Origin of the sequence: Labilibaculum euxinicum (genome assembly GCF_009795715.1) — a bacterium.
In the GTDB taxonomy this organism is placed as follows: Bacteria; Bacteroidota; Bacteroidia; order Bacteroidales; family Marinifilaceae; genus Labilibaculum; species Labilibaculum euxinus.
Window position 1 is genome coordinate 216,523 of sequence record NZ_WTCR01000002.1, and the last position, 21,790, is coordinate 238,312.

At 37.5% G+C, this 21,790-nt stretch carries 12 protein-coding genes; 6 read left to right on the top strand and 6 right to left on the bottom strand.

Going from position 1 to position 21,790, the window contains the following annotated elements:
- Positions 1–16: 16 nt before the first annotated feature.
- The 3 genes from GQR60_RS02910 to GQR60_RS02920 are packed head-to-tail and all read right to left on the bottom strand — an operon-like array spanning position 17 to position 3,968.
- Positions 17–1,183, bottom strand: coding sequence for a restriction endonuclease subunit S (locus tag GQR60_RS02910; protein ID WP_124991491.1), 1,167 nt, complete (start codon positions 1,181–1,183; stop codon positions 17–19).
- A 1-nt stretch (position 1,184) separates the two neighbouring features.
- Positions 1,185–3,770 carry a type I restriction-modification system subunit M gene (locus GQR60_RS02915; protein ID WP_124991492.1) on the bottom strand — a complete coding sequence of 862 codons (2,586 nt, stop codon included), beginning with the start codon at positions 3,768–3,770 and terminating at the stop codon, positions 1,185–1,187.
- Positions 3,771–3,773: 3 nt separating this feature from the next.
- Entirely contained in the window at positions 3,774–3,968 is a 195-nt protein-coding gene (locus tag GQR60_RS02920) for a helix-turn-helix domain-containing protein (RefSeq protein WP_124991726.1), read from the bottom strand.
- A gap of 877 nt (positions 3,969–4,845) precedes the next feature.
- Between GQR60_RS02920 and GQR60_RS02925 the strand changes: the two genes are divergently transcribed.
- Both GQR60_RS02925 and GQR60_RS02930 read left to right on the top strand, forming a co-directional pair.
- Complete coding sequence (locus tag GQR60_RS02925) at positions 4,846–5,478, top strand: hypothetical protein (protein ID WP_124991493.1); 633 nt, start codon at positions 4,846–4,848, stop codon at positions 5,476–5,478.
- 623 nt (positions 5,479–6,101) lie between these two features.
- A complete protein-coding gene (locus tag GQR60_RS02930) occupies positions 6,102–6,467 on the top strand; it encodes a group I truncated hemoglobin (RefSeq protein WP_124991494.1) in 366 nt (121 codons plus the stop codon).
- A 540-nt stretch (positions 6,468–7,007) separates the two neighbouring features.
- Here GQR60_RS02930 and GQR60_RS02935 read toward each other — a convergent pair.
- Entirely contained in the window at positions 7,008–7,352 is a 345-nt protein-coding gene (locus GQR60_RS02935) for a hypothetical protein (RefSeq protein WP_124991495.1), read from the bottom strand.
- A gap of 261 nt (positions 7,353–7,613) precedes the next feature.
- Between GQR60_RS02935 and purT the strand changes: the two genes are divergently transcribed.
- On the top strand, positions 7,614–8,783 hold the full coding sequence (gene purT / locus GQR60_RS02940; protein WP_124991496.1) for a formate-dependent phosphoribosylglycinamide formyltransferase: 1,170 nt from the start codon (positions 7,614–7,616) through the stop codon (positions 8,781–8,783).
- A gap of 798 nt (positions 8,784–9,581) precedes the next feature.
- On the opposite strand, the gene pflA is transcribed toward purT, so the two are convergent.
- Positions 9,582–10,307, bottom strand: a complete 726-nt coding sequence (gene pflA / locus GQR60_RS02945) for a pyruvate formate-lyase-activating protein (protein WP_124991497.1) — start codon at positions 10,305–10,307, stop codon at positions 9,582–9,584.
- Positions 10,308–10,396: 89 nt separating this feature from the next.
- Complete coding sequence (gene pflB, locus GQR60_RS02950; RefSeq protein WP_124991498.1) at positions 10,397–12,622, bottom strand: formate C-acetyltransferase; 2,226 nt, start codon at positions 12,620–12,622, stop codon at positions 10,397–10,399.
- 854 nt (positions 12,623–13,476) lie between these two features.
- Here pflB and GQR60_RS02955 point away from each other — a divergent pair.
- From GQR60_RS02955 to GQR60_RS02965, 3 genes are all read left to right on the top strand, one after another.
- Positions 13,477–15,423, top strand: coding sequence for a histidine kinase (locus GQR60_RS02955; RefSeq protein WP_124991499.1), 1,947 nt, complete (start codon positions 13,477–13,479; stop codon positions 15,421–15,423).
- Positions 15,424–15,666: 243 nt separating this feature from the next.
- On the top strand, positions 15,667–18,360 hold the full coding sequence (locus tag GQR60_RS02960) for a zinc-dependent metalloprotease (RefSeq protein ID WP_191991583.1): 2,694 nt from the start codon (positions 15,667–15,669) through the stop codon (positions 18,358–18,360).
- A 98-nt stretch (positions 18,361–18,458) separates the two neighbouring features.
- Entirely contained in the window at positions 18,459–21,785 is a 3,327-nt protein-coding gene (locus tag GQR60_RS02965; RefSeq protein WP_124991500.1) for a SusC/RagA family TonB-linked outer membrane protein, read from the top strand.
- The last annotated feature ends 5 nt before the right edge of the window (positions 21,786–21,790 follow it).

The window sequence follows — 21,790 nt, forward strand, 5'->3', positions numbered from 1 at the left end:
TGCTTTAAGTTCAATCTTACACAAACATTTTTTCAAGACACGCTTTCTTCATGAGTTTCAACTTATCTAACTCTTTTTGATGGAGGGATATAAGCTTATCTAGGTTGTTGAAATACTTTCCAATTTGTATTTGTTCTTCATTTGATTTAGGATATGGTATGCTCACTTTGGCTATTTCATTTTTATTAATTTTCTTAGGAAAGGCAATATGTAAAGTCCTATGCCACAAGTCTTTTTTAACTGTCTCTGAAAAGATGCTTTCCTTAAGAAAATATGGGTCTAGGTCTTTTTGTTTCAACAATGCAAGACTTACATAGTATGCTTTTGGCTCATCTGATTCTACAACATTTGCTGTTCCAATATCTCCAATCCTTGTCATTAAGACATCACCTTTTTTAGGGAAAATCTTAAATTCTTCTTCAAAAGCTTTTTTCGATATAAATTTTTTAGACTTTAATGTCTTAATGTTTTCCACAGAAAGAAACATTACACCACTATCTGTATAAACAGGTGTTTGATGTGTCCCGTCATAAACATCAGTTAGTTCTCCAAGCTCATCTTTTTCCCACTCCCCCTCAAACCCCTTAAAACGAATTTCAGGAACAGCCTCACCATTTTTAGGGAACATTTTTTCGAGCATGGCTTTTTTTAGGGTAACCACCTTGTTGTACTTATTTTGATGAAGGGTGATGAGCTTGTCGAGGTTATCCAAATAACAAGAAATCTTTTCCTGTTCTGTTAATATTGGATAATTTATCAACATATCTGCAATCATGTCCAATCGAACAGAATCCACAGATGTTTTTGCTGTCATTGACATGACACGTTTATAAAAGTTGTTTGAAAAATAATAATAAAAGTATTTCCCTGAAACACCATTATTAAAATCAAACATTCTATAAACACGTTGATGTAAATCAAACTTTCCTTTTACATAGTGATAGACTTTTCCTGTGCCAACACCATCACCAACAGTCAAAACCGCTTCTTCATCATACAGATATCTATTACTCCGCTCTATAGTAGCTGAACGAACATAAAAAGGATATAATCCATTCTCAATTCGGTCTTGAGTATTACTCTTTCCGGTAGATATCAAACAAATATCTTTTATCTTCCGTTCTTCCCAATCATCATCAAACCCCTTAAAACGAATCTCTGGTATGTTTTTTTTGTTAGCCATATTATTCACTTTTTAAAAATGATTTAAACTCGCTGAGACCTTTCATGTCAAACTCATTGCCTGTAAGGTCATCAATAAGCAATGCTAAAGAGTTTTCGGTTTTTTGCATCTCTTGGGCTACATGGGCGTAGGTAATGGCATATTTGTCTGCCAATGCTTGTACTTTTGCTGTCAGTTCATTAATAAAGACTTGTGGCAGCTTATTTAATGATGAAACCAATGGGCTAATCCATTTAAGTTCTAGCAATTCAAGAACCTGCTCATCGCTTAGCTTTTCAATGCATTCTTTTGTAAGTAGATGTAATTTTTCAGCTTCAGCTTTTACTTGTTTTTTTAGCTCTTTCTCTTCGGCTATCAGCGATTCAACTTTAAGTATTTTAGCTTCGTAAGAATCTTCCGTAAATTTTCCGTTTTTCTTAGCTTCAGCTTTTAACTGTTTGGATTCTTTAATAACTACTGCATTTACAAAGCTGTCTTTAGCATCGTTTACCAAATCTTCTTCCTTTTCTTCTTCACTAAACGACTCTAGTGTTTCTTCATATTCTGCTGTTATTTCCAAAAGGCGATTCTCCTTTTGTTTTAAGCTTTTTAACTCTTTTTTAAGGTAAGTTTCTTGTACCAAATCAAATGGCATAATGCGACCCATCCAACCCTCTTGTACTTCTTGTTCTTTCCCTTTTACCTTCTTCACTACCATATTTGGGTCAACTTTTTTAGTTGCCTCTTTACCTTCGGTCTTGATAATTTCTAAATCTATAGCAACATTAACCCAATCGTCATCCAATAATTGATAAGCTTCATATTTATCTATCAGGGGGATAGTTTTTAAGCGTGTAAATATATCTTCACCAAGAACGGTTTCTTCTTTAGAGATATTCACCACTTCCATCTGGGTGAGTAGTTCTTTTTTAAGAAAACTATCGAAATTTGCAAAAGCGGTATTGAATTTATTTGTAAATGCTTTAACATCGCTATGCTCTGTAATAATGCTCTTTACATCTTCCACTTTTAAAGCAGCATAATCGCTTTCAGTTTTTTCAGTGAATAAGGTGTTTTTCAAACCAGGGAATGCTTCCCAATAGTTATTTAATTCGTTCAATTCGTTTTCGGGAATTCCGCCAAACATAGATGAATAAATATCCCAACTTTCTGCATTTTCAGAAGAATCAACATAGCGCGGTATATTCAGGTTATACTCGTTGGCACGAATATCGTCTCTGCTAACTACTTTGGAAAATTTAGGATTGTTTTCTCTATTAATAACCGTATCTGCTATTCGTTTAATATCAGAAGCTCTAAGTTTATTATTCTTACCAACCTTTATAAAGTTTTTAGATGCATCAACAATTAAAATATCGGTATTTGTTCTCTTCTGTTTAAGTACAAACACAATTGTAGGAATGCCTGTGCCAAAAAAGATATTTGGTGGTAAGCCAATAATAGCATCAATATGGTTGCCTTCAATTAGTTTGTTACGAATTTTACCTTCTTCACCACCACGAAATAGAACCCCATGAGGTAAAACAATGGTCATAATACCATCTGGTTTAATATGATATAAATCGTGAAGCAAAAAGGCATAATCGGCTTTTGTTTTTGGCGCAAGACCAAAACGTGCATATCGTGGGTCAGTTTCTTTATTGTCAGAATCCCATTTTTGTGAGTAAGGCGGATTAGAAACTACCGCATCAACATAAAGAGGGTTGTATGAATTTACAGGATCATTTTCATCAAAGTATGGCCAGTCATCCTCTAAGGTATCGCCATTACGGGTGACAATGTTGTTAGGTAGAATGCCACGCATAACCAAATTCATTCGAGTAAGGTTATACGTGTTTTGTTTTAATTCTTGAGCGAAATATTTAATGTTATTTTCATCATCAATATGTTTAGCTACACATTGACCTATATTAATCAACAAAGAACCGGAACCACTTGTTGGGTCATAAATTTGAATCTCTTTTTTGTCCTTTAAGTGGTCGGCAACAATTTCAGACATTAGCAAGGAAACTTCGTGTGGCGTATAGAATTCACCTGCTTTTTTCCCGGCATTAGCAGCAAACATACTTATCAAATATTCATAAATGAAACCAAGCACATCATAGTCTTGCTTTCCATTCATGGGTATATCCTTTATTAAGTAAAGAAGCTGACTTATTGCTTTCGTTCGAGAGGCAGCAGTATCACCAAGTTTGCTTAATCCTGTCTCTAAGGTTTTAAAAATACCATCGAATAATTTCTTGTGTGCAGGACTAATTAATCGACTGAATGCAGACAAAGCATCGGTGACATTAGACACATCAAAGTCTTTACCCATTTTAATCCATGTGGAGAACAAATCATTGTAACTAATAAAATAGCCAATGTTACTTTTGATATGCTCTACCGTTTCAGCATCTTCTTCCGAAAGTGCTTTTATATCATCATCAGAAAAGTCTTCTTTTCTTGCAAATTGTAGTTGTTTATCTGAAAGGTATTTATAAAAAATGAATCCTAAGATATAATCCTTGTACTCATTTGCTTCAATTTTTGAACGCATTTGGTTAGCTGATTCCCAAATTTTCGCTGCTAATTGTTGTTTATTCATAGTTTACTTCTTGTTTGAAACGATTAAGTCCTTAACATCCATATCAAGGATGTTGGCAATCTCATTTAACACTTCTAATCTTGGTTGTTGTCTGTTTTGAACATAGCCATTTACCATGTTATAACTTTTTCCAAGCTTTTCAGCTAACCAAGTCTGCTTAATACCCTTTTCTTCTAATACTTCTTTTATTCTGTTCATCATATTTCAGAATTGAAATCACGAAATTAGAACTAATATCTCGTTTTTCAATATAAAAAACGTACAATTATCTTACTAGTGGCGTTGGGTAAATTGTACTCTTTTGCAAATGTGTACAATGTGGGTAGAGCATACTTTTGAAATACTTGCTGCCAATAGGGACTTTTAAGGGGGAGAAACCATCTTTTGCGTTTTAATCTGGCTCTCAGAAAACTTTCAAATGGCATTTTACAACTTTCAAAATGCATTTTGCGATTTGTCCTTGACAAAAATGGGCACAATTTAGCTCATTTGAAACACCAAAAATGCCAAAATTAGCCTCTAAAACGTCTCCTGCAAATTCAAACGGGTCTTTTGCAAATTGTAAAACGTCTTTTGCAATTTGCAAAATGGTACCATTTGTTCGAAAAAACACTTACAGGGTATATTTTTTTACAGAAACGAAATTTATTGTGAACAAGCAATAAATACAGGCATTACAGACCAAACAGCATACGTAAATTGATTAACAAAACAAATTAAATATAACAAAACGTCATTTTTTGGACTTTTCACTTACAACTCAGATAAAAGTCTGTGTGTTAAACAGTAGTAGTGAATAGTAAAAGTGGCGATTTATTGCGCATCGCCCTGTTTAGGCATTTTCAAAACTTAACCATATATTATTTTACTTTTTGATTTATAAAAAAAGCACTAAAAATATGCCAATTGAGCCGTTTCTAAAACAATAAATTTTCAGCCTGAAAGCCCTGTGTTTTGCGATGTTAAGTAGTCTGAATAAAAATAATATCATAAAAATATATATATTTATAAAAAATGTTTTCTAGCTTTAGTTCAGGATCCTTAAGAATATGTTTAATCAAAAAATATTAATAAGATGGCACAGATAGTCATAAAAAAAGATTTTATAGAGCACAATGAGGCTGGTTTTGCCCGTAAGAGAGACAATTTTTTGGCCAAGGCGCCTCAATTGGTTACTGATGGACTTTTGCCCAAAGAATCAACTGATTCGATTATACAAGAGCTGCAGGTGGATAAAACCCGCTGCGACCAGAAAAATGCAGATCAGAAAATAGCCCGTGATTCCCGCACTATTTATGCTGCAGGTCATAGTTCTGTTGAAAAATCATTGCGGGAGTACAAAAAAATTATTGATCTTACGCCGGGCATTACTCCTGAATTAAAACTGGAATTAGGTTTGGTGAATGAAAACAAAGTAGAGTCGACCACCAGCAAAAAACCAGATCTGAAAGGAAGAGAAGTGGGGGGTATTCCTCACCTCAGTTTTACTAAATTTCCCATGGATGGCATTATGCTGTACGGCAAAATAAACGATGGAAATTACGATTTTCAGACCAGTGTAAAAGGATCGGATTTTGAAGATACCCGTCCGCGGGTGAATCCAAAACTTACCGAGGTTAGAGAATATTATGCCTATTACATGTATGCTGGTAAAAAGGTGGGCAAACAATCGGAGATCATTCGGGTGGTTCTTAATCCCATCGAATAATCAGGACAAATAGTTTCCGGAACAATATTGTCCTAATTGATTTTAACAATTGGGCTTTCCGCCCAAACCCGACATCATTTATTCATTAAAGCCTATTTTTATTTGTATTCATGATTTCCGCTTCGCTCCAATTCTTGTCTTGAAACAAGAAACGAAGCAAAGAAATTCAAGGCTGCTTTTTAAAAAACTTCCTTATTTAATTCAAACCTAAGTGTGTACGGGCGATCTTCTCCCGATTATGAATTTTGTTGTATTTGTGAAACAAATACTTACAAATTCTATTTCGGGATCAGCTTCCCGGTCTTACTAAAGGTTTGAACTAAAACGAAAGCTCTTTAAAAAAGATGCCAATCAAATACCTAACTTAAATTGTACCCCTTAAGATTATCACGAGCTGTAAGTTTTTATAAAAGAAGTAATTAATACTTATTCTCAAAAAACATTTAGGACGCAATTGTTTCCGGAACTATTTTAAAAAGCCAAATTGATTCAGTATGCTTCCTCTTTTGTTTGCAGGCTGCAATTAGTGAGCGGATCTGGTATTATAAATAAGATTCTTGTATTGACTTTGGCAGGCGGAAAGCTTAACTTCTTGTTTATTTACTATAAAAGGAGGAGAGAAGATGAGCGGAACACTTTACGAACGATTGGGCGGAACAGAGGGAATTACCAAAATTGCCAATGATGTTGTTGATTTGCATTTGCTTAATCCGGCAATTGCTGTCAGGTTTAAAAATGCGAAGGCAGATGAGAAAGCGATGAAAAACGGGGCTGCAACTTTTCTGATGGCAGGCACGGGTGGTTTGGATTTGTACAAAGGTGCCGATATGATGACTACACACAAGGGAATGAATATCAGCGAAAAGGAGTTTATTGAGGTTATGGCTGACGTGATGAAAGCTATGGATATGAGTAATGTTGGTCAGCGGGAAAAGGAAGAAGTACTTTTTGTTCTTTTTAGCATGAGAGAGGAAATTGTTGCGGTATAGATTGTTTCGGAAGTAAAGAAAGAGGGGGATCAAGAAGGAATTGTTTTGTACTAAAATGAAATTCAGTTTTACCCTTGTATGTAAAGCAGCACTTTATACCAATTTAATTTCAAAACAGACTTTAATCCGTTTCACCGCGAAAGAGTTTGTTTGTAAATAGAAGCACCCCTCTGTTCTTCGAACATCTTCCCTTAAAAATGGAGAAACACCTTAAATAAATGAGTCCTTCCTTTTTAAGAGTACGGTAACGCAGTGAAGATTGTGAACGCAATCTGAAATAATATTGTGAACAAAGTGCCGGTCCCGACACGTTGGGAAAAGGGTGCGGATTCTTGAAATTCTTTTTTTATACATCTTGTTGCTCTTTATTTTTCAGACCAACAAGATGTGTATAAAGGGTAGTATCTAAAGGGAGGCTGAATTTCAACGGCTTCCCTTTGGAAATTTAAGGGTGAAAGTCGTTGAATAGCTTGCAATTATACTTTTTAAACGTCCTTTTTTTATGGAAAAAAACAAATACGAAAAGGACTTGTTGATGTCTTAATCTCTAATGCGGTCAATCAATTTCCGTATATCGGCCATCGTTTTTGCAGTAGTCCCGTCATTTGTTATTTTCTTCCCAATGGTATTTCCGGGCGATTTCATTCTTTGTGCCTTTACAGGCTTATATATGCGGGCACGTGCTTGTTGTTCCTCTCTTTTTTGGACAATTAATTCCAATCTTTTCAATTGTTTGATTCTTTTTTCTTCTTTTTCCTTTGCAATCCGTTCGGCTCTAAAATTGTAATAGTCTTGTATAACTTCTTCGCTGTCTTGCTGCAGGTAATTTTCTTTAGTCTTAAGGAAGTTGAAAAACTCTGTAAGGGTATTGTGTTCTTTACTCATAGTGCTTTATTTATATTGGGATGACTTAAGAAGATAAATTGTCACGCTAAATTTAAACATTAATTTGAGATACTGTTTCGTTTGATCAATCAAATTTCGTCATTTTTCTGCAATTTGAGTGATGTTGGTCTGCATTAAAATGCCTCTAAAGGTTGAAAAAGCGATTTGTTCTGCCTGGTTTTCGAAAAATAGAATGTAATTTTGCACTTCTTACTACATTAGTAACCATTAAAAATCCATTTATAAACCGAAAGTAATTTTATGGTAAAGAAGATTTTACTGTTGGGCTCAGGAGAGCTGGGAAAAGAATTTGTGATTGCGGCGCAGCGTTTGGGACAAAATACAGTGGCCGTTGATAGTTACGCGGGAGCTCCTGCCATGCAGGTTGCCGATGCTTTTGAAGTGATTAATATGCTCGATGGTGATGCGCTCGATTCAGTTGTAGCCAGACATCAACCGGATTTAATTGTGCCGGAAATTGAAGCCATTCGTACCGAACGCTTTTATGAGTACGAGAAACAGGGTATTCAGGTAGTTCCGAGTGCAAAAGCGGCCAATTTTACGATGGACAGAAGAGCAATCCGCGATTTGGCCGCAAAGGATCTGGGAATCAGAACTGCAAAATATTTGTATGCCGGCTCGTTGGAAGAGATGTATGCTGTGGTGATAGAGGTTGGAATGCCTTGCGTGGTGAAACCCCTGATGTCATCATCAGGAAAGGGACAGTCGGTAATTAAATGCGAAGCTGATATTGAAAAGGCCTGGAACATTGCCGGCTCTAAAGGACGTGGCGATTCAGGAGATGTGATTGTAGAAGCATTTGTGAAATTTACTTCGGAGATTACTTTGCTTACGGTTACTCAGAAAAACGGTCCAACCTTATTTTGCCCGCCGATTGGTCATGTTCAGGAACGTGGCGATTATCAGCAAAGCTGGCAGCCGGCTGCAATTTCTGATGCAGATGTAAAAGCAGCACAGGAAATGGCTGAAATGGTTACCAACGAACTGGGAGGAGCTGGTCTTTGGGGAGTAGAATTCTTTATTTGCGAAGATGGAGTTGTATTTTCAGAATTATCGCCCCGTCCGCACGATACCGGCATGGTTACTCTTGCAGGTACTCAAAATTTTAGTGAATTCGAACTGCATTGCCGTGCTGTTTTAGGATTACCAATACCTGAAATTACATTGGAAAGAGTAGGAGCGAGTGCTGTTATTCTGGCACAGAGTGAGGGATCTCATCCATATTTCGAAGGATTGGAGCAAGTGGCAATTTATCCCAAATCTGATTTGCGTTTGTTTGGCAAGCCAACCAGCCGCGAATACCGCCGCATGGGGGTGACTTTAGCTTACAATTCTATCGGCACAGATGTTTTTACCTGCGTAGATCAGGCCAAAGAAATGGCGGCTTTAATTCGGGTGAAGAATAAGTAGAGTAAGGGTCTTGAAGGGTCAAAAATCTTTAAAATAAAAAGGGATGTTCATTGGTTTGAACATTCTCTTTTTATCAATATGGTATTTAATTACTAACCAGCTGTCATCCTGAACAAAGTGAAGGATCTTTTCAGTAAACAGATCCCTCGATTCCTCGGGATGACATAGCACTTGCAAATAAAGAGTCTTGAAGAGTCAAATGGTCGAAAGTCTAAAAGTCTTGAAAGGTCGAGAGTTAAAAAAAATAGAAGAGGATGTTCATTGATTTGAATATCCTCTTTTTATCAATATGGTATTCGATTTCGAATCGTTTGTCATCCTGAACAAGGTAAAGGATCTTTTCAGTAATCAGATCCCTCGGTTCCTCGGGATGACATAGCACTTGCAAATAAAGAGTCTTGAAGAGTCAAATGGTCGAAAGTCCAAAAATCTTGAAAGGTCGAGAGTTAAAAAAAATAGAAGAGGATGTTCATTAATTTGAATATCCTCTTTTTATCAATATGGTATTCGATTTCGAATCGTTTGTCATCCTGAACAAGGTGAAGGATCTTTTCAGTAATCAGATCCCTCGGTTCCTCGGGATGACATAAAACCTGCAGCTTATTGATAAAGGCTGCGAAATTCTGTACTTACCAAGAAAAAATCCATTTAATTTTCTACAAATACTGCGGTGCTCTGCACCCAGCAATTTAATTTTGTGCTAACTGCTAACTGCTAACTGCTAACTGCTAACTGCTAACTGCTAACTGCTAACTGCTAACTGCTAACTGCTAACTGCTAACTGCTAACTGCTAACTGCTAATTAATAATTACTTCTTTAAAATACTGAAGAAAGATATCCTTTGCCACCTGCAGTTGTTCCAGGGTGTTTTCAGGTACATCGTTTAGTTTGTATTCCATGTTTAAGTGTTCATATTTGTGAACTCCCAGTTTGTGATAGGGCTGAATCTCCAGCTTTTCAATGTTTTCGTATTTCTGAAAATATTTTCCCATTTCGTGCAGATATTCAGGCTGATCGGAGTATCCGGGAACCAGTACGTAGCGCATCCACACTTTCACTTCTTTTTCGCGGAGGTATGCTGCAAATTTAAGGGTGGTATCGTTGCGTTTACCAGTTATCTTTTGATGCCAGTCAGGGTTGATGTGTTTGATGTCGAGCAGAACCAAATCCGTATACTTCAGTAATTCCTTAACGTCATCGGTAAGAACATTTCCATTGCTGTCGATACAAGTGTTAAAACCTTCCTCTTTCAGCTGCCTGAAAAGTATTTTGAGTTTTTTTGCCTGCCAAAGCGGTTCTCCGCCCGAAATGGTTACTCCGCCAATTTTCCCAAAAAAAGGACGCTGGTTGCGTGCTTTTCTCATGATTTCTTCAAGTGGAGTTGGTGTTCCTCCTTCGAAAGTAATGGTATCGGGATTGGCACAATACAAACATTTAAAGGCGCATCCCTGCAGAAATACGACCAGTCGGATTCCCGGGCCATCATATGTACCTAATGATTCAAAAGAATGAACGTTTAACATGATTTGCTTGTTTCGTGAATGAGGATCAAAAAAGAGGCCGGAAACTTTCAGTTGAAAGCTCCGGGGCTCATTATGTCATTATTAATATTTTACATTCTCTCGAAAAAGCTGCGGGAGATCACTTCCAATTGCTGCTCACGGGTTAAACGTACAAAGTTTACAGCATAACCCGAAACACGGATTGTCAGCTGAGGATATTCTTCAGGATGTTCCATTGCATCCTCCAGCATCGCGCGGTCCAACACATTTACGTTTAGGTGATGAGCACCTTTCATAAAGTAAGCATCCATCATGGTCACCAGATTATCCTGACGGGTTGCTGCTGTTGCTCCCAACGATTTAGGAACAATAGAGAAAGTATTCGAAATGCCGTCCAATGAATCTTCGTAGTTGATTTTAGCCACAGAGTTTAAAGAAGCAATTGCACCGTGAGAATCACGTCCGTGCATAGGATTTGCGCCCGGAGCAAAAGGAACACCAGCTGCTCTGCCATCAGGAGTAGCACCGGTTTTTAATCCATACACTACGTTCGAGGTAATGGTAAGAATCGACATGGTTGGTTCTGCATTCTTGTAGGTGTGCAGTTCTTTCAACAGGCTATTGAATAGATTTGGAATTTCAACAGCAAAACAATCTACTGCATCATCGTCATTTCCATAGTATGGAAAATCGCCTTCAATTTTGAAATCGCAGGTCAAACCTTCTTCGTTACGAACAGCAGTTACTTTTGCATTCTTAATTGCTGATAAGGAATCCGCAACAATCGAAAGACCGGCAATCCCATAAGCAAGATTGATAGCCGGATTGGTATCAACCAAAGCCATCTGAGCTTTTTCGTAGTAATATTTATCGTGCATGTAATGAATGATGTTCATTGAATCGTTGTAAACACGAGCCATTTCCTTCATCGCAATCATATAGTTGCTCATTACTTCGTCGAAATTCAATTCATCACTGCTCATGGCAGGAATGCCATTGATCAACTGAGTTCCTGTTTTTTCGCAGCGACCGCCGTTCAATGCCAAAAGAAGCGTTTTAGCCAGATTACAGCGTGCACCAAAAAACTGAATCTGTTTTCCGATTTCCTGATAGGAGACACAGCAGGCAATTCCGTAATCATCCGATTTACGGGTATCACACATCAACTGGTCATTCTCATACTGAATAGAAGAGGTATCGATAGAAACCTGAGCACAGAATTTCTTGAATCCTTCAGGTAATGTTTCAGACCAAAGAACCGTCATGTTTGGTTCCGGTGAAGCTCCAAGAGTATATAGTGTATTTAAGAAACGGAAGGATGTCCTGGTTACTTTGGTTCTGCCGTCAATGGTGTTACCACCGATCGATTCAGTAACCCAGGTTGGATCACCTGCAAAAATCTCATCGTAAGCATTCATACGAAGGTGACGAACCATGCGCAGTTTCATTACGAATTGGTCAAGCATTTCCTGAGCAAATTCTTCGGTAATAAAACCTGCTTCCAAATCTCGGTTGATATAGGCATCCAGAAAAGTTGAAACATTACCCAACGACATTGCAGCACCATCCTGTTCTTTTACCGCAGCAAGATAGCCCATGTAAACCCACTGAATAGCCTCCTGAGCTGTCTCAGCCGGACGATTCAATTCCAAGCCGTATTTTTCACCCAGTTTTTTAATTTCGCCAAGAGCTTTTATTTGTTCGGCAACTTCTTCGCGAAGACGAATCAATTGATCTGTCATCGTTCCGGTTAAACCATTCAAATCTTCCTTTTTTGCTTCAATCAAACGATCAATACCATATAAGGCTACACGACGGTAATCACCGATAATACGGCCACGGGCATAGTTGTCAGGCAATCCGGTAAGGAAACCTAAGGAACGAAATTTACGGATTTCGCTGGTATAAGCATCAAAAACTCCATCGTTGTGTGTTTTTGCATAATTGCGGAAGATGTCCTTTACACGATCTGATACTTCAAGACCTTGTTCCGAGCATGCTTTTTCAACAACAGCAATGCCGCCGTAAGGTTTCATGGCTCTGCGAAGCAATTCATCGGCCTGCAGGCCAACAATCAGCTCTAATGATTTATCGATATATCCAGCTCTGTGAGAAGCAATAGCCGACACTGTTTCTGTATCAATTGAGCGAACTCCATTGTTGGCACGCTCTTCTTTAACAGCCTCTTTGCAGATATTCCAAAGTTTTTTTGTGCGTTCGGTTGCTCCTGTTAAAAAGGAAGCATCTCCTGTGTAAGAAGTTAAATTGTTACTAACGAAATCTCTAACGTTAATCGTTTTTTGCCATTCACCGGCTTTAAATTGAATTCTTTTCATTCGAATAATGATTTATTTCAATGGTTGAATGGAACAATCATCAGTCCTGTATTGATTTTTAAAATCAGAATTAATGCAGGACTCCTGGTGTTTGTCCGCTTAAAATTTTGGTATTACGTTTTCTCTTACTTTGTTTTTTTTGATCAGCAAAAGAAGAAGAGTTAAAACTCTTTTTTGCTGTAAGGGTGCAAAGAAACTCTTTTCTGTTTTCTCACGCAATACCTGTTAATAGTGATTTTTTACCGCAAACGATATTGTAAAAACAAAAGTTCCGGTTATAGATGACTTAGCTGACGGATGAAAATATGTTGAGAAATATGTTATTTAGATGGATTATACAGAAAGAAATAAAATTTCATAGGAATTAAGATGGGTTTTAAGATTTGTAATCAATATTGTCCTAATTGATTTTAACAATTGGGCTTTCCGCCCAAACCCGACATCATTTATTCATTAAAGCCTATTTTTATTTGTATTCATGATTTCCGCTTCGCTCCAATTCTTGTCTTGAAACAAGAAACGAAGCAAAGAAATTCAAGGCTGCTTTTTAAAAAACTTCCTTATTTAATTCAAACCTAAGTGCGTACGGGCGATCTTCGAACAAGTTCTCAGCTTCCCGGTCTTACTAAAGGTTTGAACTAAAACGAAAGCTCTTTAAAAAAGATGCCAATCAAATACCTAACTTAAATTGTACCCCTTAAGATTATCACGAGCTGTAAGTTTTTATAAAAGAAGTAATTAATACTTATTCTCAAAAAACGTTTAGGACGCAATTGATTTGTAATCTTTTTTTTGCTGTGATTTGGATACTACTCTTTTGATCTGCTACATTTGTGCTTTACTTATACTGCAGAATGAAGTTTCGTAACAAATCAATTATACTGGTCGGGATAATTATTATTCTGAGTTTTGGAGGTGTCGCTTATTTAATAGGCGAGAAGATGGCCGTTACTGCCGGGAAAATGAGTCTGGATCTGGCTGTCTCTAAAGCGCAAAATAGTTTTTTAATCGTTAAAAACGAGTTGGACGGCAGTGTTCTTCGCACTGGTTTAATGGCCAACGCATTGGTGGAGTCTATTGATTTTCCCGGACAGGACGAAAAGGTAATTGTAAAAACGCTGCAGTCTGAATTAAAAATCAGAAATGAATTAAATGCTTGCTGGTATTCATCAATTGATGAAAATGATGCTTCCGGTCCGGGAAAATTGAATGTGTATTTTAGGAAGAAGGGGAATGAAATTGTTAAGAGTCCACTTTTAGATAAGCAGCTGGATTTAATCGAAAAGCTGATGATTCAGGGAAGAGAGATGATTTCGGCACCTTATTGGAGTTCTGATAATCGTTTGCTTGCAACGGTGTTGGAGCCTGTGATTAAAAATGATAAGATTGTTGGGGTTTTAGGAACAGATTTGGATTTGTATCACTTTCAGCAGCATTTTTATGACAACGAATCATTGGGAAGAGCTTATGTAACTATTATTTCGGAACAAGGATTCTGTATTTCTCATCCTGATGAGAATTTGATTGGCAAGCGAATTGATACTTTGGCAGAGGGAGCCCGGATTCATGAAGTTCTGACTTCGGGGAAAAAATATCAGGAAGAAGTTCAGTCTGATTATTTACAAGTGCCTGTTATGAGAGTATATCAGCCCGTTAAAATTGGTAATTTGGATAAAAAATGGCTGGTAACTGTTAGTGTTCCTCTTTTTAATGTGAAAGAATCTGTTCAGGAAATCCGCAATTCAACCTTTCTGATTGGTTTGGTTTTGGCTCTTTTACTAATGATATTTCTTTACTTTTCCCAGCGCAGATGGTTTCTTGAATTTAGCAAAAGACAAAGGGCCGAAAGGAAGCATCGTAATGAGGTAAGCAAACTGTCTTCGATCATGGAGAGTACCGATCAGATCATGATTTTTTCGGTGGATAAAAATTACAGGTACACAAGTTTTAACAGTGTTCATAAATTGAATCTTGAGAAAAATGAGGGCGGTAACATTCGGCTGGGAAGTAATTCACTGGATACTTATTATGGTGATTTCCGCATTCAAATGAAAAAGCATTTGGACCGGGCATTGGCAGGAGATCATTTTTTAGTGGAATTTCAAAGGCACGGCATCGATTATCAGCAGATATTTAACGCCATATCCGACGCAGAAGGCAAAGTTGTTGGTGTTTCCAGTTTTTGCTTTGATATTAGTGAAACCCTTGAATTGCGGCGAAAGGCTCTCGAAGAGGAAGAAGAAAAAGTAAAAGCACAGCTAAAGAATATTAAAAATCAGATCAATCCTCACTTCTTATTTAACTCTCTAAATTCTCTTTATGCCTTGGTAGAGGGAGAGCCGAAACTGGCCAGAAAGTTTATTCTGAGCTTATCGAAGGTTTACCGTTATTTGTTGGATAGCAACAACAGTAATCTGATCAGTTTAAAACAGGAACTCGATTTTATTAAGCAGTATCTTTTCCTGCAGAAAATTCGTTTTGGCGACAATCTTCTTTTAGAATATGATATTAAAGATGAAGCATTAAACCGAAAGCTGCCGTCTGTCAGCATACAATCATTGGTTGAAAATGCCATCAAACACAATATAATAACAAGCGAAAAACCACTCACTATTCGTATATCTGTTTCAGACGAATATTATTTAATTGTCGAAAATCCGTACCAGCCCCGCACCGATATGAGTCACAGTCCGGGTACCGGATTAAAAACGCTCGAGGCTTTGTATGCTTTTTTGGGTGATAAACAACCTGTTTATGGTATTGAAAATGGGTTTTTCAGGGTAAAACTGCCTTTGTTTTAATCCCAAAAGATTTCTTTTCCATTCTGTGCGAAGGTTTCATACCGGTTTTTTTGTCATTCACTCCTTAATCTTTCCGGTTCACTCCCTTCTTTTTTCTTGCAGATCAAAATTAATTCATTTTTGTTTCGAATTATTGCCCGATGAAATTCATTTGGCAGTATTGAAACGAACAAAACTGAATTTTGTAGTGACGTGAGTATCCGTGTAGGGGCGATGCTCACAACTACAAACAAAATATACTAAATGAACTTAAGCACAATCACACCAAATCACAAAATTACGCGACTGTTTTTGATGGCATGTATTCTGGGGGGAATGAGTTTGCCGTCACAAGCATCGGAACGAACTTCTGTTTCTGCAGAAGATGGAATTTTTACTTTCTGGAAAAAGAAAAAGACAGAAACCGAATCGGACACTACGAAAGGAAAAGATAAAGATTCAAAACTGAAAAAATACGATGAAATAATTACTTCGGATGCGATTACGAAAAAAGGAGTAATTGATATTCACAGAGTAAAAAAGGATTACTATTTCGAAATTTCGGATTCGTTGCTGAACCGCGATTTTCTTTTGGTCAATAAAATCTCTAAAGTGCCTTCCGAGATTAATGAGTTGGGTTTTAACAAAGGAATCAATTATCAAAATTTATTGATTCGTTTTGAAGTGGATACTTTAACTGAAAAAATTTGGGTGAAAACTTATCATCCATATTACGAAGGGAAAGCAGGGGATGCGATTACTCAGTCGGTAGAGGATAATTACATGCCTTCCATAAGAGAATGCTTCGATTTGGCTTGTTTTGGAAAAGACTCAACCACCTATGTATTTAAAGTAAATAAGGTATTCGACGGATCGGAAAAAAGTTTAAATGATTTGTTTGGAGTACTTGGAATGCCTGGATCTGCAGTAAAAGATCTGTCGAAAATAAGTGCAGCGAAAAGTTTCCCGGAAAATTTAGTAATGAAGTCGTTGCTGACCACCAAAGCAGAAGGGATTACCGTAACGGTTGAAGTTACATCGAATATGGTTTTGTTGGCTAAGAAAGCGATGAAACCAAGATTTGCAGACCGGAGAATCGGATACTTTACAACCAAACATTTTTATTATAGTGATGATCAGCAAGCTGTTGAAAACAGAGAGTTTGTGAATCGCTGGAGATTGGAGCCAAAATCAGAAGATGTAGAAAAATATTTAGCGGGAGAATTGGTGGAGCCGAAAAAGCCAATTGTTTACTATATCGATCCATCAACACCGCCACAGTGGCGGCAGGCTATAAAAGACGGAATTACCGATTGGCAGTCTGCTTTTGAAAAAGCTGGATTTAAAAATGCCATTATTGCAAAAGATGCACCAACAGACGATCCTGATTTTGACGGTGATGATGTTCGTTACTCCATGATTACTTATGCGGCATCCAGTCAGGCAAATGCAATGGGACCTTCGGTTGTAGATCCCCGGTCGGGTGAAATTATTGAGGCTGATGTTATTTGGTGGCACAATGTAATGACTGCTCTGCATTCATGGATACGTATTCAGACCGGAGTTATTGATCCAAAAGCAAGAGACAATAAATTTAGCGATGAACACATGGCTCATGCCATCCGCTTTGTTTCATCCCACGAAATAGGACATACACTTGGTTTAATGCACAATATGGGAGCTTCAGCGGCTTTCCCGGTAGATTCTTTGCGTTCCAGATCATTTACAAATAAAATGGGCGGAACGGCTCCATCCATTATGGATTACGCCCGTTTCAACTATGTAGCGCAGCCAAACGACGAAGTGGTAAACATTACCCCGCAAATTGGCGTGTACGATAAATATGCAATTGCCTGGGCTTATCGATGGATTCAGGAAGATACTCCTTGGGACGAAGTGAAGGTTTTGAGTCAAATGATAAGAAAGCATGAGAACGATCCATTGTATCATTACGGCCCTCAGCAAGACGGAAAGAATACCATCGATCCATCAGCGCAAAGCGAAGATTTGGGTGACAATTCGATGAAAGCAAGTCGTTACGGACTGGCGAATTTGAAACGAATTGTTCCTGAAGTAGAAAAATGGACTTGTGAAGAAGGTGAAAGCTACGAGAAAGCAGGTAAAATGATGATGGGAGTAATCGGACAATGGTTTACTTATGCTAATCATGTTGTGGCAAATGTGGGGGGTATCTATTTAGATCAACCGGTATTTGGTGAAACGAAATCAGCCTACGTTCATGTTGAAAAAGCAAAACAGAAAGACGCGATTAAATATTTGATTGAGGAAGTGATTAATATTCCTCAATGGATTGCCAATGCTGAGATTTATAAAAAATCATATCCGATTAGGGAATCAGTAGTTGGTGATATTGAATACGCTCCAACAACCTTGTTTAGAGATTTGCATGCACGTATTTTTTACTCCTTGCTGGAAAAGGAACGACTGTTGCGCATGCAGCAAAACGAAGCTGAAAATGGGGATAAAGCTTATACTTTAACAGAAATGATGAGCGATCTGCATCAAGGAATATTTAGCAAAACAATTAAAAATCAGAAGTTGGATGTTTTTACCCGTCAGTCACAAAAAAACTTTGTTGATGTTTTAATTATTTCTCAAAACAAGACTTTAGAGAAGACAAGTAAAAAGTCTCTCCAAAATCAGGATGCAGCATGTTGTCCGTTGCATCAGCACATGCCCTTGTTGTGTGAATATGGAGTAAAAAGCCGTGAGCTTTTTCATGATCATGAAAGCGATGATCGGTCGAGCCGATACGCCAACCGAAACTTATTTTACGCCACAATGAACCGGGTGTCGGATGATGTGTCGGTGAAACGCGGTGAGCTGCTGCGGATTAAAGAATTATTATTGAAGAAGGTGAAGATCGCCGATGAAGCAACACGCTTTCATTATCAGGATCTGATTCTTCGGATTGAAGAAGCATTACATACACATTAAAAATAAACCCAGCAGATGGGGAGATTAAAAAAAATCTCTCTGTCTGTTTTTTTGAATGAATTAACCACTATTTTAATAACCATTAAAAATACAAATTTATGAAAAGACTGCTAAGCCTGCTTTTGATCTTGCTTCCCGCTTTTGGCTGGGCACAGGAAATGAAGCAGATTAAAGGAACGGTTCTCTCGGAAAGTGATGGAGATGTTCTAATTGGTGCTTCGGTTTACATTGATAAGTCAACCATTGGTGCCGAAACCAATATAAAAGGGATTATTGAGAACATTACATTGGGAACAATTACCGATTTTGATGGAAACTTCACATTGGAAGTTCCTAAAGAATTGAATACGATTGCCTGCAGCTTTTTGGGTTTCGAAACTCAAATGGTTGATATTACAGGAAAATCATTTATCACAATTAAACTTAGCGATTCAACAAGTGAATTGGGTGAGGTTGTTGTTACCGGCTATCAGAAAATCGAAAAACGCAAGCTGACTTCGGCGGTTGTTAAAGTGAATGCTGACAATATCAGACAAGCTGGTGTTCCAAACGTGGATCAGATGTTGAGTGGGCAAATCGCTGGTGTGACCAGTATTGTTCAAGGTGGGGCACCTGGGGCTCCGGCAAAAATCCGTATTCGTGGAACAGCGTCATTAAACGGAACACAAGATCCGTTGTGGGTTTTGGATGGAATTCCTTTGGAAGGGAACGAAGTTCCTGATTACAACGACAAAGACAATATCGATCAGTTGTACAATTCTTCTGTTGGTGGTTTAAATCCTCAGGATATTGCTGATATTACAATACTAAAAGATGCTGCGGCTACTGCAATTTATGGTGCCCGTGCGGCAAATGGGGTGATTGTGATTACAACTAAAAAGGGTAAAGCCGGACAAATGAAAGTGAATTTGACGAGTAATACTTCTTTTATTTCACGACCTGATTTTAGCAAGTTGAATTTGATGAATTCGAATGAAAAGGTGGATCTGGAGATGGCTTTGGCCGGTCGTACCGATCTTACCTATAACAGTCAGTATGGCAGTATATCACAAATTTTGAATGCAAATAATGATTGGGACAATTACCAAACAGGTGGTGTTTCAGCAATTGCACCGGAATCATTAGCGGCTATAAATGCATTAAGAAGTGTAGATGCTAATCTGGAAGATGAATTGTATCAGAATGCGGTGAATCAAGATCATAGTTTGAGTGTTTCCGGTGGAAGCGATTTGGCAACCTACTATTTTTCCTTAGGTGCTCATACCGAAAAAGGAACAACTATTGGTACATCGCTTAATCGTTACAATGTAACTTTAAAAACCGATTTTAACTTACGTGATAATTTAAGATTGGGAATTAGTTTATTTGCCAACGAACGCAAAAGTAAATCTTACCTTACCGGATCAAGTAAATTAACAAATCCTGCAAACTACGTACGTTTAGCGAATCCTTATTTAAAATTGCGCGATGAAGATAATAATTACGTGTATAATGTTGATGAGGATGGCTTGTATAACATTGCCTACATTCCTTTCAATATTTTAGAGGAAAGAGCAGGAACACAGAATAAATTAAAAGGACAAAGTATTAACGCTATTTTAGATTTAGAATGGGATCTGAATTCTCATCTTAAATTTCGTACTCAATACGGCATTCAAATAGACAAAACAAATACTAAAAAGGAAGCGGAAGAGGAGACTTTCTTTGCTAGAAAAGAACGTCACAAAAGCCGCTATTTTTCAGGAGGAAAACCATTCTATTTTATTCCAGAAGGAGGAGTTCTTCAAAATTGGGAAGCGGATAACAGTTCTTATAATTGGAAAAATATTATAGAGTACAATCAACTTTTTAATGAAAAACATGAAGTTGAATTGATGGTTGGTAATGAATTACGTCAAAATGAATTTACTCAGATTTATTCTGCAGCTTACGGATGGAATGCCGAAAGAATGACTTCTAAACCAGTTATTTTTAGAGATGAAACTGATGCAAAATCATTTCCATTGTTCAGAAAAGTGTATAGAAAGAACCGCTATGCTTCCTTTTTTGCGACGGCTTCCTACACTTACGACAGGCGTTACACTTTTTTTGGGAGCATTCGTTTCGATGGTTCAGATTTGTTTGGTGTTGATCCGAAATACAGATATTTGCCTTTATACGCTTTAAGTGGAGCTTGGAATGCCAGCGAGGAGAGTTTTTTAAGTGATATTGATTGGTTGAGTCGTTTGAAGTTTCGTGCATCTTACGGATTGCAGGGAAATATTGATAAAGAAAGTTCCCCATACATTATTGGTACACCTACTACCGTTTCCAATCTTCCGGGAACCAGCGAAGATGGTATTGATGTAAGTGGTTTGCCAAACGATAAATTACGTTGGGAAAAAACATCTACCTACAATATTGGTACTGATCTCTCTTTATTTCATCATGCTATTCGTATGAGTTTTGACTATTACGAAAGAAAAGGAACAGATTTGATAGGAACTCAGAATCTTCCACATGAGACTGGTTTTAGTGCCATGTCTGTAAACTGGGCTGAAATGACAAATAAGGGTTGGGAATTGAGCATTGCCACCCGTAATGTTAAGACTGAAACTTTCGAATGGAATACCAGTTTTAATATTGCTCACAACGAGAACAAAGTACTAAAAGAAAAAATTCCGGCAAATCAGTTTTTACCATCCCGCGAAGGATATTCGGCTAATTCAGTTTGGGTAATTAATACAAAGGGCTTTGATGAGAACGGATATCCTTTGTTCGATAAGAATGGAACGGCTGTAACAGGAAAAGAGTTTTTTGATCTATACGATCAATATGCTGATTTTTGGCCGGGCAATTATGCAGGTTCAAATTTAACAACTGAGCAAGTGCGTGGGCTTTTCACATATGCTGGTGATTCAGATCCTAAATATTCCGGTGGTATTATCAATACTTTTAAGTATAAAAATATTGATTTGGCTGTCTCAGCGAATTTTAACCTGGGGATGAATATTTTGGCTCAGCCGGATTACAGCATGACCGAGTATGACCGAGGAAGAAACACATCACGTAAATTATTGGATGTAATTAATGGAACCAATAAAAACCTGCCAAATTTATTAGGCTCTACGTCGGCTGACGGTGCCTATTGGATGGAAAAACAGTGGTACGATAACATTGATAATGCAGGAACATACCGTCATTTGGATACTTGGTTGAAAAAGGTAAATTACATGAGAATCAGTAGTATTCGTTTGGGTTACACCTTGCCAAATGCAATGTTAAAGCGCATCAAATTATCAAACGTACGATTCAGTTTAGAAGCTCGAAATCCATTTGTTATTTCCAATGGATATGATGGCTATTTTGATCCGGAATCATATGGTAATATTTACGCTCAGCCACAGCAAAAATCATATACTTTAGGTGTTAATTTAACTTTCTAATGACT

What these genes read in the sequence shown, in the direction of transcription:
- pflB (WP_124991498.1), bottom strand. Translation starts at nt 12,622, where the DNA reads ATGAAAAGAATTCAATTTAAAGCCGGTGAATGGCAAAAAACGATTAAC.
- GQR60_RS02960 (WP_191991583.1), top strand. Translation starts at nt 15,667, where the DNA reads ATGAACTTAAGCACAATCACACCAAATCACAAAATTACGCGACTGTTT.
- pflA (WP_124991497.1), bottom strand. Translation starts at nt 10,307, where the DNA reads ATGTTAAACGTTCATTCTTTTGAATCATTAGGTACATATGATGGCCCG.
- GQR60_RS02920 (WP_124991726.1), bottom strand. Translation starts at nt 3,968, where the DNA reads ATGAACAGAATAAAAGAAGTATTAGAAGAAAAGGGTATTAAGCAGACT.
- GQR60_RS02915 (WP_124991492.1), bottom strand. Translation starts at nt 3,770, where the DNA reads ATGAATAAACAACAATTAGCAGCGAAAATTTGGGAATCAGCTAACCAA.
- GQR60_RS02930 (WP_124991494.1), top strand. Translation starts at nt 6,102, where the DNA reads ATGAGCGGAACACTTTACGAACGATTGGGCGGAACAGAGGGAATTACC.
- GQR60_RS02910 (WP_124991491.1), bottom strand. Translation starts at nt 1,183, where the DNA reads ATGGCTAACAAAAAAAACATACCAGAGATTCGTTTTAAGGGGTTTGAT.
- GQR60_RS02925 (WP_124991493.1), top strand. Translation starts at nt 4,846, where the DNA reads ATGGCACAGATAGTCATAAAAAAAGATTTTATAGAGCACAATGAGGCT.
- GQR60_RS02955 (WP_124991499.1), top strand. Translation starts at nt 13,477, where the DNA reads ATGAAGTTTCGTAACAAATCAATTATACTGGTCGGGATAATTATTATT.
- purT (WP_124991496.1), top strand. Translation starts at nt 7,614, where the DNA reads ATGGTAAAGAAGATTTTACTGTTGGGCTCAGGAGAGCTGGGAAAAGAA.
- GQR60_RS02935 (WP_124991495.1), bottom strand. Translation starts at nt 7,352, where the DNA reads ATGAGTAAAGAACACAATACCCTTACAGAGTTTTTCAACTTCCTTAAG.
- GQR60_RS02965 (WP_124991500.1), top strand. Translation starts at nt 18,459, where the DNA reads ATGAAAAGACTGCTAAGCCTGCTTTTGATCTTGCTTCCCGCTTTTGGC.